The 16045-nt window shown below is 64.5% G+C and carries 14 protein-coding genes and 1 tRNA gene; 9 read left to right on the top strand and 6 right to left on the bottom strand.

What is annotated here, in order from left to right:
• Positions 1-391: 391 nt before the first annotated feature.
• A tRNA-Gly gene (locus AC0L2R_RS23635) sits at positions 392-466 on the bottom strand.
• 233 nt (positions 467-699) lie between these two features.
• Here AC0L2R_RS23635 and AC0L2R_RS23640 point away from each other — a divergent pair.
• From AC0L2R_RS23640 to AC0L2R_RS23655, 4 genes are all read left to right on the top strand, one after another.
• Positions 700-1197, top strand: coding sequence for a prolyl-tRNA synthetase associated domain-containing protein (locus AC0L2R_RS23640; RefSeq protein ID WP_473511857.1), 498 nt, complete (start codon positions 700-702; stop codon positions 1195-1197).
• Positions 1198-1289: 92 nt separating this feature from the next.
• Entirely contained in the window at positions 1290-2288 is a 999-nt protein-coding gene (gene trxA, locus AC0L2R_RS23645) for a thioredoxin (protein ID WP_473511859.1), read from the top strand.
• A 184-nt stretch (positions 2289-2472) separates the two neighbouring features.
• Positions 2473-3144, top strand: a complete 672-nt coding sequence (locus AC0L2R_RS23650; RefSeq protein ID WP_091592106.1) for an LON peptidase substrate-binding domain-containing protein — start codon at positions 2473-2475, stop codon at positions 3142-3144.
• A gap of 202 nt (positions 3145-3346) precedes the next feature.
• Positions 3347-3586 carry a Trm112 family protein gene (locus AC0L2R_RS23655; RefSeq protein ID WP_473511861.1) on the top strand — a complete coding sequence of 80 codons (240 nt, stop codon included), beginning with the start codon at positions 3347-3349 and terminating at the stop codon, positions 3584-3586.
• A 37-nt stretch (positions 3587-3623) separates the two neighbouring features.
• Here the strand turns inward: AC0L2R_RS23655 and AC0L2R_RS23660 are convergent, their stop codons facing one another.
• From AC0L2R_RS23660 to AC0L2R_RS23670, 3 genes are read right to left on the bottom strand one after another with little or no spacing between them, the layout of a single operon-like run.
• On the bottom strand, positions 3624-6902 hold the full coding sequence (locus AC0L2R_RS23660; RefSeq protein ID WP_473511863.1) for an error-prone DNA polymerase: 3279 nt from the start codon (positions 6900-6902) through the stop codon (positions 3624-3626).
• A complete protein-coding gene (locus tag AC0L2R_RS23665) occupies positions 6899-8374 on the bottom strand; it encodes a DUF6504 family protein (protein WP_473511865.1) in 1476 nt (491 codons plus the stop codon). Before AC0L2R_RS23665 ends, AC0L2R_RS23660 begins: the two co-directional genes overlap by 4 nt.
• Positions 8316-9380 carry an ImuA family protein gene (locus tag AC0L2R_RS23670; protein WP_473511866.1) on the bottom strand — a complete coding sequence of 355 codons (1065 nt, stop codon included), beginning with the start codon at positions 9378-9380 and terminating at the stop codon, positions 8316-8318. The genes AC0L2R_RS23665 and AC0L2R_RS23670 overlap by 59 nt, the downstream gene beginning before the upstream one ends.
• Positions 9381-9553: 173 nt before the next feature.
• On the opposite strand from AC0L2R_RS23670, the gene AC0L2R_RS23675 reads away from it, so the two are divergent.
• Positions 9554-9976, top strand: a complete 423-nt coding sequence (locus AC0L2R_RS23675) for a metallopeptidase family protein (protein WP_023802719.1) — start codon at positions 9554-9556, stop codon at positions 9974-9976.
• Between the two features lie 188 nt (positions 9977-10164).
• Here the strand turns inward: AC0L2R_RS23675 and AC0L2R_RS23680 are convergent, their stop codons facing one another.
• Both AC0L2R_RS23680 and AC0L2R_RS23685 read right to left on the bottom strand, forming a co-directional pair.
• Positions 10165-10371, bottom strand: a complete 207-nt coding sequence (locus AC0L2R_RS23680; RefSeq protein WP_023804277.1) for a DUF1737 domain-containing protein — start codon at positions 10369-10371, stop codon at positions 10165-10167.
• A gap of 26 nt (positions 10372-10397) precedes the next feature.
• Positions 10398-11276, bottom strand: coding sequence for an HpcH/HpaI aldolase/citrate lyase family protein (locus tag AC0L2R_RS23685; protein WP_473511867.1), 879 nt, complete (start codon positions 11274-11276; stop codon positions 10398-10400).
• Positions 11277-11838: 562 nt separating this feature from the next.
• Between AC0L2R_RS23685 and AC0L2R_RS23690 the strand changes: the two genes are divergently transcribed.
• From AC0L2R_RS23690 to AC0L2R_RS23705, 4 genes are all read left to right on the top strand, one after another.
• Entirely contained in the window at positions 11839-13380 is a 1542-nt protein-coding gene (locus AC0L2R_RS23690; RefSeq protein ID WP_473511869.1) for a DUF4153 domain-containing protein, read from the top strand.
• Between the two features lie 3 nt (positions 13381-13383).
• Positions 13384-14079, top strand: a complete 696-nt coding sequence (locus AC0L2R_RS23695) for a response regulator (protein WP_473511870.1) — start codon at positions 13384-13386, stop codon at positions 14077-14079.
• Between the two features lie 59 nt (positions 14080-14138).
• Positions 14139-15635, top strand: a complete 1497-nt coding sequence (locus tag AC0L2R_RS23700; protein ID WP_473511879.1) for an ATP-binding protein — start codon at positions 14139-14141, stop codon at positions 15633-15635.
• A 66-nt stretch (positions 15636-15701) separates the two neighbouring features.
• Positions 15702-16045, top strand: a 344-nt coding sequence (locus AC0L2R_RS23705; protein ID WP_473511872.1) for an FAD-dependent oxidoreductase, incomplete at its 3' end; no start/stop codon positions are given.

Raw genomic sequence — 16045 nt, forward strand, 5'->3', positions numbered from 1 at the left:
CCCGGGCGCCGAACACCAAGGCGGTCACGGTTTGGTTTGGCGCCCACGCAACAATGCACCACCGGCCCTGAGGCCGGTGGTGCTCTCTGGACCGTCTGTAGGGGCAGGACCGTTCCAGGGGATCCCTTAGGATCGGACTCGAATGTCGGCTTTTTCTTGGCCCACGACATCGGCCGAACAGATGAAGCAGCCCGCCAACCGACCAAGAATCTCGACGCTACGATGCGCCGCCGCGCACACAAGATTTGCGATTTTATTCGGCTGCGTCAGCAATTTCGCCCGGAGTGTCGTCCAGGCTCGCCTCCGTCTGCCGGCTGATGCCGTGCAGCCCAAACGCGAAAAAGCCGCGGCAAACCGCGGCTTTTCGATGCTTGATTCCCTTTCGGGAAACTGGAGCGGGTGAAGCGATTCGAACGCTCGACCCCAACCTTGGCAAGGTTGTGCTCTACCCCTGAGCTACACCCGCTCGCGCGGCTTTTGGGCCGCAAGCCGAGCCTATATGGCTGAAGGGCGCGGCGATTGCAACAGGGAAATCGCAGGTTTTTTGGGCCGCACCCGGCGACGTAAACCAGGCTTCCCTGGCCCGGACAGCAACGCAATCGGCAGCCTTGCTGCGCAACGGTCTTGTCTCGGCGGCGTCATTGGCCGTAAACGGCATGATCCAGACGCGCGACAACAAGAAAGTCCGACAGAAACGACATGCCGAAAACCGAAGCCGAGCTTTTCGCCTTTCTTGCCGATCTCGGGATCGAGGTCTCGACCCTGCGCCATCCGCCGCTGTTCACGGTCGCCGATTCGCAGGCGCTGCGCGGGGAAATCGCCGGCGGGCACACCAAGAACCTGTTCCTCAAGGACAGGAAGGACAATTTCTTCCTGGTCAGCGTCGATGAGGAGGCGGTGGTCGATCTCAAGCAGATCCACCAAATCATCGGCGCCGCCGGGCGCGTGTCCTTCGGCAAGCCGGAGATGCTGATGGAGCTTCTCGGCGTCGTTCCGGGGGCGGTCACCGTGTTCGGCTTGATCAACGATACGCAGTTGCGGGTCAAGGTCGTTCTCGACCAGGAGTTGATGCACCATGCCGTCATCAACGCCCATCCGCTGACCAACGAGGCAACGACATCGATCGCCGCCGCCGACCTGGTCAAATTCGTCGAGGCAACCGGGCATGATGCTGCTATCTTGAAAGTCACGGCATGATCGCCACATGGATGACGATAAACCGACTTCTGAGCGAGAATTAAGGATGTTGCGCCGGGCAGGCGGCCGGGCGGCGACCGAAAGGGCACGAGATGAGCGACAACAATCAATTTGGCGGCCCGTTTGGCAGCAATGCCGGACAGTATGCCACCACTGTGCAGTATGGCGGCACTGAGGCTGCGCCTGCGAAAGTCGCGCTTGGCGACCCGCCTGTCGCTGTCGACGTCATCAAGGAGACGACGACCGCCACATTTGCCGCCGACGTCATCCAGGAATCGCGCCGTCAGCCGGTGCTGGTCGATTTCTGGGCGCCATGGTGCGGGCCCTGCAAGCAGCTGACGCCGCTGCTGGAAAAGGCGGTCACCGCCGCCGGCGGCAAGGTCAAGCTGGTCAAGATGAACATCGACGACCATCCTTCGATCGCCGGACAGCTCGGCATCCAGTCGATACCGGCAGTCATCGCATTCAGGGATGGCCAGCCGGTCGACGGTTTTATGGGGGCCATTCCCGAGAGCCAGATCGCCGCCTTCATCCAGAAGGTCGGCGGCAAGGGCAATGGTGCGCCGCAGGTGGCCGAGGCGCTTGCCGCGGCCGCGGAGGCGCGCGCCGCCGGCGATGTGCAGACCGCGGCGGACATTTTCGACGCGATCCTGGAACAGGCGCCGGAGACGATCGAGGCGATTGCCGGGCTGGGCGATCTGCTGTTCGAAGCCGGCGATGCCGAGGGTGCCGAAGCCGTGCTGGCGCGGGCGCCGGAAGCAAAAAAGGATGCGCCGCCGCTCGCCGCGGTGCGCGCCAAGATGGCGCTCGCCGCGCAGGCACAAGCACTTGGCAATCCGGCCGAGCTCGAGCGGCGCTTGGCTGAGAACCCCGGCGATCATCAGGCACGTTTCGAGCTTGCCATGATCCAGAACGCCAACGGCGAGCGCATGGCCGCAGCCGACAATCTGCTGGCGATCGTCAAAGCCGATCGCTCGTGGAACGACGACGGCGCCAAGACGCAGTTGCTGCAGTTCTTCGAGGCCTGGGGCATGACCGACGAGGCAACGCTGGCGGCGCGGCGCAAATTGTCGTCGCTGCTGTTTTCCTGAGCGCAGCACCAAGCTGTTTTTGCCTGATGGCCTTGCGGTCGACAACGGCTGCGCCAGATTAGGAGGCCTGACCGATCCGTTCTTTGCCTGTTGACGATTTTGGGCCTGGTGACGATTTTGGGTCAGGTTGCGAAGGGATGGGCGGGCTTGATGCGCTTCTCGAGGGAGCGAGCGGAGGTTTGAAGTGCAGGCGGGAAACGCGCATTACCGGCTCGATACGGATTTGCCGCCGACGGTGCCGATCTTCCCGCTTGAAGGCGCCTTGCTGCTGCCGGGCGGCCGCATGCCGCTCAACATTTTCGAGCCGCGCTATCTGGAGATGGTCGATGAGGCGATCGCCGGATCGCGGCTGATCGGCGTCATACAGCCCAGCCTCGACGGCTCGCGGCGTCCCGACGGCGAGCCGGCGCTTTGCAATGTCGGCTGCGCCGGCCGTATCATCGCGCTTTCCGAGAGCGGCGACGGCCGCTACCTGATTTCGCTGCAAGGTGTGTGCCGGTTCCGCATCGTGCAGGAGCTTGTGGTCAAGACGCCCTTCCGCCAGTGCCGGTTTGCCCCCTTTCTCACCGATCTCGACGAAGATCAGGCCGAGGCCGAGATCGACCGGCCGGCGCTGCTCAAGGCATTTCGCGCCTATTTGCAGGCCAACGATCTTGAAGCCGACTGGGAAAGCGTTAGCCGCGCCGAAAACGCCATGCTGGTCAATGCGCTGTCGATGATGGCGCCCTACGGGCCGGCCGAGAAACAGGCGCTGCTCGAAGCGGCGGACCTGAAGACACGCGCCGAAACGCTGATCGCCATCACCGAAATGGCGCTGGCACGCGAGAACGAGGATTTCGGCTCGAGTTTGCAGTAGAAGGACGCCTCCTTCCCCCTGTGGGAGAAGGTGGATTGGCGCGCAGCGCCAAGACGGTTGAGGGGTGTTGGACGGAGTGCGGTTGGTGCCAAGCTGGAGCACCCCTCATCCGGCCGCTTCGCGGCCACCTTCTCCCACAAGGGGAGAAGGGAGAGCCGCGCGAGGCCTAGCGCTGTAGCGATTGTATCAAAGGACTGACAAAATGATGGATGGGCGTGAGGGAAAGAAGGCCAATGTCGACCCCAAGCTGCTGGAATTGCTGGCCTGCCCGCTGACCAAGGGTCCCCTCAGCTGGGATCCGGAGCGCAGCGAGCTCATCTCGAGGGTCGCACGGCTTGCCTATCCGGTGCGTGACGGCATTCCGATCATGCTGCCTTCGGAGGCACGCTCGCTCCCCTTCGACGACGGATTGCCGCCGCCGCGGTTGAGCGGGCCGTCCTGAAGCGTGGTGATCCTTCGCTGTCCCGCCGACACATCCCCTATTGAAAATTGCGCCCCTTGGGCATGACCCTTTCTGCCTTCCCCGCGATGTCCTGCCGGTCGTCTTGCACGACAGGGACATCGGGCTTCTCCTCAAAAAGCACGGACAGCCAGGGTGTCAGGTCCTCGACCTTGTCGGCGACGATATGGATGACGTCCGATTCCGACTGCAGTTTGCCGGTGACGCGGATCAGCCGCGCGCCCATGACAATGGGCCGGTAGCGGTTGAAGGTCCTTTCCCAAAAAATGACGTTGGCGACCGCCTGCTCGTCTTCCAGCGTCAGGAAAATCGCTTTGGCGTTGCCCGGCCGCTGCCGCACCAGGACAAGGCCGGCTACCGAAACGCGCTTGCCGTCCCGAACCTGGCCGAGGCGCGCATTGGGGGTGACGCCTGAGCGGTCCAGCCGCTGGCGCAGAAAGGCAAGCGGGTGCGCCTTCAGCGACAGGCCGAGCGAACGATAGTCGTGGACGACGTGCTCGCCGAGCGGCATTGTCGGCAGCCTGGTCTCGGGCTCGAGATCGCGCAAGCGGATCGCCGGCCGGTCGAACAGCGGCAGGGTCTCCGTGGCACTCCTGCCGTCGAGCGCGCGGACCGCCCACAGGGCGTCGCGGCGGTCGAGGCCGAGCGAACGGAAAGCGTCGGCTTGCGCCAGCTTCTCGATCTCATCGACATGGAGGCCCGAGCGCAGCCAGACATCGCGAACGGTTGCGTAGCCGTCGCCGCGTCTGGCGACAAACACCTCCATGCGCTCCTTCGACAGGCCCTTGACCTGGCGAAAGCCCAGCCGGACGGCATGATTGGTCCGGATGACGCCGCGCATCAGGGCATGGCGGTCGAGAATGCGGGTTGGATCGAAAGGCACTTCTTCCAGCGCGCAGTCCCAACCGGAAAAATTGACGTCGACCTCACGGATTTCAACGCCATGGTCGCGCGCGTCGCGGACAAGCTGAGCCGGCTGATAAAATCCCATCGGCTGGGAATTCAGGATCGCGGCGCAGAACACGTCGGGATAGAAGGTCTTGAACCAGCAGGAGGCATAGACCAGCAGGGCGAAGGAGGCGGCATGGCTTTCGGGAAAGCCATATTCGCCAAAACCCTCGATCTGCTTGAAGCAGCGCTCGGCGAAGTCCTTCTCGTAACCCCGCAAAATCATGCCGTCGACCATCCGCTTGCGATAATTGCCGATCGTGCCGGTGCGCTTGAAGGTGGCCATGGCGCGGCGCAGTTCATCGGCCTCGCCTGGCCTGAAGCCGCCGGCGACGATGGCGATCTTCATCGCCTGTTCCTGGAACAGCGGCACGCCCAGCGTCCTGCCGAGTATCTCTTCCAGTTCCGGCTTCGGATATTCGGGCTTTTCCTTGCCTTGCCGGCGGCGCAGATAGGGGTGGACCATGTCGCCCTGGATCGGGCCGGGCCGCACGATCGCCACCTCGATGACGAGGTCATAGAATGTTTTCGGCTTGAGCCGCGGCAGCATCGACATCTGGGCGCGCGATTCGATCTGGAAGACGCCGATCGTGTCGGCGCGGCAGATCATGTCGTAGACATGTTTGTCCTCGGCAGGGAGGGTGGCCAGCACATAGGGCCGGCCAAAATCATCCCGCGCATCGGGATAATGATCCTCAAGCAGGGTGAAGGCGCGCTGCAGGCAGGTCAGCATGCCGAGCGCCAGCACGTCGACTTTCAGGATTTTCACCGCGTCGAGATCGTCCTTGTCCCACTCGACCATCTTGCGCTCGTCCATCGCCGTCTTGATGATGGGCACGATCTCGTCGAGCCGGTCCCTGGTGATGACGAAGCCGCCGACATGCTGCGACAGATGACGGGGAAAGCCCATGATCTCGTTGGCGCAATCGATCACCTGCCTTGTCGACGGATCGGTCTGATCGAGGCCGCCGGCCCTGGTCTCCTTTTCGCCGAGCTCCGAGGTCGACCAGCCCCAGATCGAGCTGGACAGCGCGCTCCGGACGTCGTCCGACAGGCCCATCGCCTTGGCCACTTCGCGCATCGCCGAGCGGCCCCGGTAGCTGACGACGGCCGCGGCAAGCGCGGTGCGCTTGGCGCTGTATTTCGAGTAGATATACTGGATGACCTCTTCGCGCTTTTCATGCTCGAAATCGACATCGATGTCGGGCGGCTCGTTTCTTTCCTCGGAAATGAAACGCTCGAAAAGCGAATCGATCCGCTCGGGCCCCACTTCGGTGATGCCGATGCAATAGCAGACCACCGAGTTGGCCGCGGAGCCACGTCCCTGGCAGAGTATGCCCTGGCTGCGGGCGAATTTGACGATGTCGTAGACTGTCAGGAAATAGCGCGCGTAATTCAGGCGCTCGATCAAAGCGAGCTCCTCGCGGATGCGCCTGGTCACATCGGCGGGAACGCCCGAGGGGTAGCGTATCGCGGCTCCCTCCCGAGCCAGCCTTTCCAGTTCGGCCTGGGGCCCGAGGCCCGATTCCGTCGGTTCGTCGGGATAGTTGTATTGGAGGTCACTGAGAGAGAAGCTCAATTCGCCGGCAAAGTGCTGCGTTTGCGCCAGTGCCTGCGGATGCCGCCGGAACAGCCGCGCCATCTCCATTGGCGGCTTCAAATGGCGCTCGGCATTGGCCGCCAGTTCCAGCCCGGCTTCGGCAACAGGCACGTTGAGGCGGATCGCCGTCAGCACGTCCTGCAACCGGCGCCGTTCGGACGTATGGTAAAGAACGTCGTTGGTCGCCATCAGCGGAATGCCTGATGCCTCGGCCATGGCAGCCGCCTGCTCGATACGGTAGCGGTCGTTGCCGTGATAATCCGGCGAAACGGCAAGCCGCAGGGTCTTGCCGAAGCGATCTTTCAGGCGGCTGATCAGCCTGAGGTGATCCTCGGCCGGCGTCGACAGATCGGGCAGGATCGCCAGCGACATGCGATCGCCCCATTCGAAAAGGTCGTCGCGATAGAGCAGCGGTGCGCCCTTTTCGCTGTCGTCGCGCATATTGGCCTGCGTCAGCATGCGGCACAGATGGCCCCAGCCCTTGCGGTCCTGCGGATAGGCGAGAACGTCGGGCGTGCCATCGCAAAAAACCAGGCGGCAGCCGGGATGACAGGAAAGACCTTCCACCTTGGCCTGCTGCCAGGCGCGCACGACGCCGGCCACCGTGTTGCGGTCGGCAAGCCCGATCGACGAAAAGCCCAAAAACTTTGCCGCGACCACCAGCTCCTCCGGTTTCGAGGCGCCGCGCAGGAACGAGAAATTCGACTGGATGCCGAATTCGGCATAGGGGACGACCGCCAGCGCGTTCATGCGAAGACCCCGTGCATGAACCAGCGCGGCGCCGCCTGCGAGGCGCCGTAGAGACCCTGGCGATAAAGCCAGTAACGGCGGCCGTCGCTATCCTCGATGCGGAAATAATCCCGGGTCGCTTCCTGCCCCGCTGCCTCCCGCCACCATTCCGGGGCGATGCGTTCCGGCCCTTCGGCGCGCGCCACCCGGTAGAGCGCGCGCCGCCAGCGGAAGTTCATCGGCGGTCCTTCTGGCATTTCGGTGGCCGGCACCTCGATCGGCTCGGGCGAGCGGAACAGCCGGATCGGCCGTTCCGGCGGAAAGACAGGCTTGGAGGAAGTGTCTTGTATCTTGCCCGGCTTCTTCGGCGGAGAGACCCTTTGCGGCGCCTCCGCATAGGGAAGCATGGCGACGGCGCGCTCGGGAAGATGGCTCTCGACGGCGGCCGGTTTCAAAACCGCGCTGTCGCCGAGCCGGGCGCGGATGCGGTCGGCGAAAAGGGCTATGTCGGCGCTGTCGTCGCGCGTCTCGCCGGTCAGATCCGCCTGCTGCATGTCGAAGGCCGCGGCCGACAGCACCGAGAGGCGCACGAGATCGAAGCCATAGCCGGCATCGATGTCCTGTTCGAGCGCGGCAAGCCTCTCGTGGAACAATTTCTGGATCAGCAACGGCTCGCGCAACGGCCGCGAGGTGCCGACGGCGATGCGGCTGACGGCGCCGTCGACGCGGAAAAGCAGCAGCGCCAGCCTTCTTGCGCCCTCGCCGCGGCGCTCGAGGTCCGCCTTCAATGTCGTCGCCAGCATTTTCACCAGCCGCTCTATTTCGTCGGTCAGCATGATCGGTTCGGCGAGATGGCGTTCGACCGAAAGCGGCGCCACCGGCAGGCGCGGCGACACCGCCTCGTCGAGGCGGCCGAGCGCCTGGTCGAGGCGCAAAAGCAGCGATCTGCCGAAGCGGCGGGCGAGCGGCGCGCGCGGTGCTGCCATGACGGCGCCCGCCGTGCGCAGGCCGACGCTTTCCAGGCTGGCGCGGATGTCAGGCTCGATGCGCAGCGCCGCCAGCGGCAAGGGTGCGAGAAGCGCCTCCTCCTCGCCACCGGGGACGATGCGATCACCAGAAAACCGCGCTGCCGCCCAGGCTGCACCTGGTGTGGCGGCAAGGCCGGCGCGGACATCGAAACCCTGATGGAAAAAGCGCGACAGGATGTCGTCCAGCATCGCCCGTTCGCCGCCGAAAAGATGGGTGCAGCCGGTGACGTCGAGGAACAGGCCGTCGGCTGCGTCGATCGCCACCAGCGGGGTGTAGCGGTCGCACCAGTCGGCGAGGCTTTCGAGCAGGCGGCGGTCGGCCTCGGGATCGGCTTCCACGACGTCGATCGACGGATGCATGGCGCGCGCGTCGGCTATGCCCATGCCGCGCTTCAGGTGAAGCGCCTCAGCCCGCTCGTCGAGGGCGGCGATGCGCTGCGCGTTCGCCTGGCGATGGCTGATCACCAGCGGCAGGTGATCCGACGGCCGCGAACGCCAGGACCGCCCCAGACGCTGGCGCAGGACCCTTTCCGCGGCGAGATGCGGAAACCACAGGGACAGGATTCGCTGCCGGTTCGTGCCTGACGCGTCTTTCCCCGGTCCTTCTTTCCTCGAAAATGTGTTCATCGGGGTTCCACTCCAGTGTGAATTGTCCTGGCAAGGCGGTGCGGCTCTTGCCGATGCTGACGGTGAAGGCGGGGCGGCCGATCGAGCCGGCGAGCGGCCCGGCGATCGTCTCGCGTGGTGCCGACGGCGCCGCCGACAGGACGAGGCGGACGGGTGCCGCCGTCGGCTCGGGTTCGCCGGCCTGGCGCAGCAAAAACACCGGCCGGCCGGCGCTCTGTGCCCGGGCGTGCAGCCGCCGCGTCGCGGTGAGGTCCAGCCGCTGCGGACTGCCGCGGATTTCGAGGATGACGGCGGCGAGCGCCGTCATCCGGGCGGCCTCCTCGGCGGTCCACAGCGCGTCGAGGAGCCTTGGCGCCTCGGAAAACAGCAATTGCTCCGGCTCGATGCCGAAAAGGCGATGAAGCCCTGTGGCATAGGGGAAGCCGGCCTCGCGGAAGATTTCCGCGGTGCCGATCCACAGGACCGGCAGTCGCGGTCCCTGTTTGAGGATCAGGCTGACGAGCGACAGGGCGAAGCCGGCGACTGCTCCGGCATCGCGGGTCGCGGCGCCATGGATCTCGCTCAGCGCCGCCTTCGGCAGGCCGCCGCCGAGCGCAGTATCGAGATCTTCGGCGCCGGTGCGCACAAACGCATCGGGCGGCGCCACGGCGAGGCCGCGGCGGACGATTGTCAGATTTTTGGGCGGGATATTTTTGGGCGTGACATCAGCTGTTGGATCCTGGGGCGCATCAACGGGGGCTGCGCCGGCCGGCGCCTGCAGGCGCTCGGGCAGCGTTCCCTCGATCTTCGCGATCTGGCGGCGCAGGGCAAAAACAGTCTCCCGCGCCACGGCGCTTGTCGCCATGACGGTCAGCTTCCACTCACAATTGTTCCTGTTATGTTCTAATAGATTCCAGAGGGCGGCCGAAGAGTCAAGCGGAGTCATGGGGAATTTATTCCTGTCAGCGAAAGGCGGCAACCCGGCCAATTGCCGAGTCCGGCGCGAAAGCCTATATGCCGGGATCAGAAGGACAAAGAATGGCCCGCATCTACAAAACCCGTACCTGGCACGACGAGCTTTCGCCGTCGATGGAGGAAATGGAGTTCCTGGCGCTAGAAGCTTACGCCCATCTGCCGGAGGAGTTTCGCAAGCTGACCGGCGAGATCGTCATCCAGATCGCCGAATTCCCGACCGACGAGATCATGGACGATTTGTCGCTGGAAACGCCTTTCGACCTGCTCGGCCTGTTCGAGGGGCGCGGCATCGCCGAGCGCTGGAATCCGCAGACCGGCGAGGGGCCGAACCGCGTCACACTCTACCGCCGCGCCATCCTCGATTACTGGGCCGAGAACGAGGAGACGCTGGGCGATATCGTCACCCATGTGCTGATCCACGAAATCGGCCACCATTTCGGCCTGTCGGATGACGATATGGAGCGGATCGAAGAGGCAGCCGAATAGGCTGTGCTGATATTCAGGTGATGCCGGCCTGCGAATGGCAGTTCCCTGCGCTTCCTGTGCTCACGTACCCAAAAGTACGCTCCGCTCCGGTTCTCGGAAACTACCCAGTCTGGTCGCTTCGCGCCCGTCTTCGACTCCGGCGCGGCCTGACCTGAATCTCAACGCACCCTGCGTCGAGCTGTGCAAATCTACCAATCGCTGAGCTTGGTGCCAGGGCCGTATTCCTGGCCCTCGACATCCTTCACCACGGCCTGGCCGCAGCGCATGACCTTGGTCTGCTTGTCGTAGGAATAGGTTGGCGAGCCGAACAGGTGCCAGCCCTTGTTTAGCGCCGCCGTCACCTTGTGGCAGAAGCTGGAATCGTCCGGGCCGGACAGAAAGCGGTAGAGTTTCATTTTTCATTCCTGTGATAAGTTGCCAATCATGCCCCGCTGGCGGCCGCCTTCGCCAGCAGTTTTTCGGCCTGCGCCAGATGCAGCCGCTCGAGCATCTTTCCATTCAGCGCAATGACTTGCCTGCCGGCATTTTCGGCAAGCTCGAAGGCCTCCTTGACCGCACGCGCCTCGGCCACGGCTTCGGCAGATGGTGCAAAGGCGCGGTTTGCGGCATCGATCTGGGCCGGGTGGATCAGCGACTTGCCGTCGAACCCCATGGCGGCTGCTTCCGTGCATTCGCGCGCAAAAGCGTCCAGATCACGAAAATCGTTGAAGACACCGTCGAGCAGGTCGAGGCCACCGGCGCGTGCTGCGAGCACCATCTGCATCAGCCATGGCGTGAGATAGCGCCGGTCGGGCGTGGCGAGAATGCCGGTGTCCTTGACCAAGTCGTTCGTTCCGGCAACGAAACAGACTAGCCGCGAGGCCGGATCGCGGCCAAGCTCGGCAATCGGGCCGATGTTGAGCAGCGCCTTGGGCGTCTCGATCATCGCCCATAGTTTTACCTCGTCGGGTGAAAAATTGTCGTCCAGCACGTCGCCGGCTTCCAGGACGTCGCGCGGCGTGTCGACCTTGGGCAGCAGGATGGCGTCGGGCTCGCAGCTTGCCGCCGCCAGCAAGTCCCTGGCGCCCCATTCGCTGGAGAGCGGGTTGATGCGCACGACCATTTCGCAGCGCAGGTTTGCGCGGTGAGCGAAAATATCAGCCAGTTTTTCGCGCGCAAAAACCTTGTCGGCCGGGGCGACGGCATCTTCGAGATCGATGATGACGGCATCGCAGGCCAGCGACGAGATCTTGGCCAGCGCCTTGTCGTTCGAGGCCGGGACGTAAAGCACCGAGCGGCGCGGGCGGCAGGTTTCAGTCATGCCTGATCTATGCCGCCTGGAGGCGATCGAAGCAAGCACACAGGGCAATCGCTTCGGGCAGTCATAGCTTGCATTGGATGCAAGCCAATCATCGAAGTTGACGCCGCCCCTCATCGCCCTGCCGGGCACTTCTCCCCGTATAGGGGCAGGGAGAAGGGGCTGGCGCAGCCTCGACGCCATTCTTGCAACGCTGGTGATTGGCGAAACCGGCGATGAGAGCACCCCTCTCCCCGTCACTATACGGGGAGAGGATGCCGACAGGCAGGTGAGGGGCAGCGCAAGCGCCCGGAAGGGGTGACGGGGCGGATTCAAAGCTGAAGTGATTCCTGACCCTGCACAAAAACTGCACAACATTGCGGAAAATCTCCTCGGACCCGCCTCGCTGCCTGCATTTCTGCCGGCGAAAAGGGCGCATGCAAGAGCGCGAAAAGCCCCGTTGGTCCCTGCCCCTCCGCGATGACGGTTGCTGGCTCGTCGATCCGCCGCGTTCGGCGACCCTCCTCCCCTTCATCCGCAAATCTCCGTCCGCCGGCCGGATCAAAGCCGTAGAGAAAGCCCGATCATGACATCGTTGCTTACCGCCGCGCCGGGCAGTTGCGCGCGCCTCGGCGTTGCCGTGCTGCTTGCCGCGCTGGCCGATTTCTTCTTCTATGGGCAGCCGGTCGGCATCACGCTCTTCCTGTTCGGCATGACGCTGGCCGCCGCGGCCGCGGCGCTCAGCGCCGGCCGGGTCTGGTTCAAACCCGTTGCCCTGCTTGTCGGGCTGCTGCCGCTCCTTGAAAATGTCAGTACGCTGTCCGTGGCGATCGGGCTTGCGGCGCTGGCCGTCTTTGCGCTTTCGCTGGTCGGGCGGCTGCGGCGCGGATTTGCCCGCATTGCCGGCCAGGTCGCGCTGTTCCTGCTCGCAGCGCCGTTTCGGTTCGCCCACGATTTCGTCCGCTGGCGCAAGGCGGCGCGGCGGCTTGGCCGGCGGCGCATCGGCTTCGCGGCGATCGCCGTCTGGATCATGCCGCTGACCCTGGGCGCAGTGTTTCTGGCGCTGTTCGGCGCCGCAAATCCGGTTATCGAATACTGGCTGTCGCTGATCGATCTCCACGCACTGCTCGACCTCATCCAGCTGCCGCGGCTGGCCTTCTGGCTGGTCGTGCTTGCCGGCGTCTGGGCTTTTTTGCGCCCGCGCCTGCCGCGCTTCTTGCGCCGCATTGCGCGTCGGGTGACACCTGTCCCTGTCAGCGCGGTGACGACGACGACAAAACCCGCTAGGGCGATCGAGGACATCATCTTCGGCAAGGCCGCCATCCTTCGCGCGCTGGTCATCTTCAACATCCTGTTCGCGATGCAGACCGCGCTCGACGCCACCTATCTGTGGGGCGGCATCGCCCTGCCCGACGGGCTGACCTACGCCGCCTATGCGCATCGCGGCGCCTATCCGCTGATCGTCACGGCGCTGCTCGCCGCCGGTTTCGTGCTGGCGGCGCTCAGGCCGGGAAGTGCCACTTCCAGCGATCCGTTCATCCGCCGGCTGGTCTATGTCTGGGTGGCGCAGAACATCGTGCTGGTCATCTCGTCGATCCTGCGGCTTGAACTCTATGTCGGCATCTATGCGCTGACCTACTGGCGCGTCGCCGCCTTCGTCTGGATGGGGCTGGTGGCGGCGGGCCTTGCCCTGATCATCGCCCGCATCGCGTTCGGAAAATCCAATGAATGGCTGCTTTCCGCCAATCTTCTGACGCTATCGGCGACGCTTTATGCCTGCTCGTTCATCAATTTTGCCGCCCTGATCGCCAACTACAATGTCGAGCACTCATTCGAAATGACCGGCCACGGAACCGAGCTCGATTTCTGGTACCTGCGTTCGCTCGGTCCCAGCGCCCGGCCGGCACTCGATCGCTTCCTCGAGCAGCAGGCCAGGACCAATGCGGCCAGCTTTTCCCCCTACCGCGAACTCGCCCGTTTGCTGGGACAGGACGAGGCCCGCTACCGCGCGGCCCAGGAAAACTGGCGCGCCTGGAGCTTTCGCGACTGGCGGCTCCTTCGCACTCTCGACACGTCTATCCCGTTCGTGGTTCCTCAGGGCTCCGAACCCTTCGTGCCGGGCCGCTGATCGATGCCGCATCACATCCTGATCGCCGACGATGATCCGCACATCCGCGAGATCATCTGCTTCGCGCTCGAAAAGGCCGGCATGAAAACGGTCGCGGTAGCCGACGGCGCCGCCGCCTTGCGGGCGTTCGAGCGCCGCGCGCCCGACCTTGTCGTGCTCGACATCGGCATGCCGGAGATGGACGGGCTGGAGGTCTGCCGGCGGCTGCGGCACACATCCGATGTGCCGGTGCTGTTCCTGTCCGCGCGTGATGAAGAAATCGATCGCATCCTCGGGCTCGAAATGGGTGGCGACGACTATGTCACCAAGCCGTTCAGCCCGCGCGAGCTGGTCGCCCGCGTCAACGTCATCCTGCGGCGCGCCCGCCCGGCAAAAGCCGAACAGGCCGACGACAGGCAATTCTTGCACGGCCGTCTGGCTTTGCTGCCGGCCAGCCACGCCGCCAGCTTCGACGGCAGGCCGCTAGTGCTGACCTCGATCGAATTCGCCATCCTGAAAGGGTTTCTGGCGCGCCCGGCGCATGTGCTTGGGCGCGACATGGTGATGGCCAATGCCTATGCCGGCAACATCCATGTCGCCGACCGCACCGTCGACAGCCATATCCGCAACATCCGCGCCAAGCTGGCGGCGGCCGGCTGCACGGATGCGATCGAGACCGTGCATGGCGTCGGCTTCCGGCTTGGCCGGTGCGGCGCGTGACCGCGCATAAATGGCGGCCGCGCCTCGCCACCATCGTTGTCGCCATCCTGATCATGGTGATGGCGCTGCCGCTGGTCGGCCTGTTCTTCTTCAGGCTCTACGAGAACCAGCTGATCCGCCAGACCGAGGCCGAGCTGATTGCGCAAGGTGCCGCCCTTGCCGCCATCCATGCGCAAGAGGTCCGCGACGCCGGCATCGCGGCTGAAAAGCTCGGCGCGGCCGTGCCTGCCGACAGCGACAATCCGGACTCTCCCTACCGGCCGATCGAGCCGCGTCTCGATCTCGCGTCCGACAGGGTTCTGGCGACACGGCCCGCGGCGACAGCCGCCACCGTCGATCCCGCCTTCACGGCGATCGGCGCGCGGCTGTCGGGCATTCTTGCCGAGACGCAGAAAACCACGCTTGCCGGCTTCCGGCTGCTCGATCCCAAAGGCGTCGTCATCGCCGGACGCGAGGAGATCGGCCTGTCGCTCGGCGCCGTCGGCGAGGTTCGCGCAGCACTTGCCGGCCGCTATGCCAGCGCGCTCAGGCAGAGGATATCAGACGAGCCGCCACCTTCGCTCTATTCGGTCAGCCGCGGCACGAGAGTCCGCGTCTTCGTCGCAATGCCGGTCGCCGTCGACGGCAAGATCGCCGGCGTCGTCTATCTGTCGCGGACGCCGAACAACATCGTCAAGCATCTTTATGGCGAGCGCGGCAAGGTGGTGCTGGCGGCGATCGCCATCCTCGGCGGCACGCTGCTCATCGGCCTGATCTTCCTTCGCACCGTCAGCCGGCCGATCTACGCGCTGATGGAGCGGACAAAGCGCATCGCCGCCGGTGATCGAGCAGCGATCAGGCCGCTCGACCATCATGGCACGCGCGAGATGGCAGCGCTGTCCGACGCTTTCCTCGAGATGGCCGAAAAGCTGCATGCGCGCTCCGACAGCATCCAGACCTTTGCCACCCATGTCTCGCACGAGCTCAAATCGCCGCTGACGGCGATCCAGGGGGCGGCCGAACTGCTGCGCGATTCAGGTAGCGCAATGGACGAGGCCGAGCGGCGGCGGTTTTCAGACAATATCGTCACCGACGCCGGGCGGCTCAATCTGCTGGTGCGTCGTCTGCTCGACCTGGCGCGCGCCGAAAATCTTGCGCCCAGCGGCGAAAGCACGTCGCTCAGTGCGGCCCTGGCGCTGTTGCCGACCGGGGACAGGCTGGCGCTTCGGGTCGAGGCGGGCGGCGAGACCGGCCTGCGCATCTCGGCCGAGAACGCAGCGATCGTGCTCGCCAATCTCATCGACAATTCGGCAAGGCATGGCGCGACGCTGGTTTCGATCACGGCGGCGAGCGCAGGCGGCAAGGCGACGATCCAGGTGAGCGACGACGGCGCCGGCATTTCGCCGAGCAACCGCGCGCGTATTTTCGAGCCATTCTTCACCACACGCCGCGATTGCGGCGGCACCGGCATGGGCCTCGGCATCGTTCTGGCCCTGCTGAAAGCGCATGATGGCACGATCCGCCTGGTTGACTCCGAGCGCGGCGCGCGCTTCGAGATCATCTTGCCGGCTGCATGAATTGCAGCGTGATCGTTTCAGAAGAACCGGCTTCGGGATCATGCTTTAGAACTGGAGAAGCGAAAAGTGCGCTACGACGTCGTCATCATCGGTGGAGCCATCGTCGGCTCCTCGATCGCCTATTATCTGCGCGAGGAAAGCTTTTCGGGCTCGATCGCGCTGGTCGAGCGCGACCCGCAATTCGCCCATGCGGCAACGACGCTGTCCTGCGCTTCGATCCGCCAGCAGTTTTCGATTCCGGAGAACATCCGGCTGTCGCAGTTCACGCTGAAACTGTTCCGGCGGCTAACGGAAGAATTCGGGGCCGACGCCGATATCGGCTTTCGCGAAGGTGGCTACCTCATCCTTGCCGGCGAGAACGGGTTGCCGATCCTCAAGGCCAATCACCAGACGCAGTTGGCCGAGGGCGC

This window comes from Mesorhizobium sp. WSM4820 (assembly GCF_055811075.1).

Coding starts and splice junctions, on each gene's coding strand:
- AC0L2R_RS23680 (WP_023804277.1), bottom strand. CDS start 10,371: ATGAAACTCTACCGCTTTCTGTCCGGCCCGGACGATTCCAGCTTCTGC.
- AC0L2R_RS23670 (WP_473511866.1), bottom strand. CDS start 9,380: ATGGCGACAAGCGCCGTGGCGCGGGAGACTGTTTTTGCCCTGCGCCGC.
- AC0L2R_RS23655 (WP_473511861.1), top strand. CDS start 3,347: ATGATGGATGGGCGTGAGGGAAAGAAGGCCAATGTCGACCCCAAGCTG.
- AC0L2R_RS23695 (WP_473511870.1), top strand. CDS start 13,384: ATGCCGCATCACATCCTGATCGCCGACGATGATCCGCACATCCGCGAG.
- AC0L2R_RS23675 (WP_023802719.1), top strand. CDS start 9,554: ATGGCCCGCATCTACAAAACCCGTACCTGGCACGACGAGCTTTCGCCG.
- trxA (WP_473511859.1), top strand. CDS start 1,290: ATGAGCGACAACAATCAATTTGGCGGCCCGTTTGGCAGCAATGCCGGA.
- AC0L2R_RS23685 (WP_473511867.1), bottom strand. CDS start 11,276: ATGACTGAAACCTGCCGCCCGCGCCGCTCGGTGCTTTACGTCCCGGCC.
- AC0L2R_RS23700 (WP_473511879.1), top strand. CDS start 14,139: ATGGCGCTGCCGCTGGTCGGCCTGTTCTTCTTCAGGCTCTACGAGAAC.
- AC0L2R_RS23640 (WP_473511857.1), top strand. CDS start 700: ATGCCGAAAACCGAAGCCGAGCTTTTCGCCTTTCTTGCCGATCTCGGG.
- AC0L2R_RS23690 (WP_473511869.1), top strand. CDS start 11,839: ATGACATCGTTGCTTACCGCCGCGCCGGGCAGTTGCGCGCGCCTCGGC.
- AC0L2R_RS23660 (WP_473511863.1), bottom strand. CDS start 6,902: ATGAACGCGCTGGCGGTCGTCCCCTATGCCGAATTCGGCATCCAGTCG.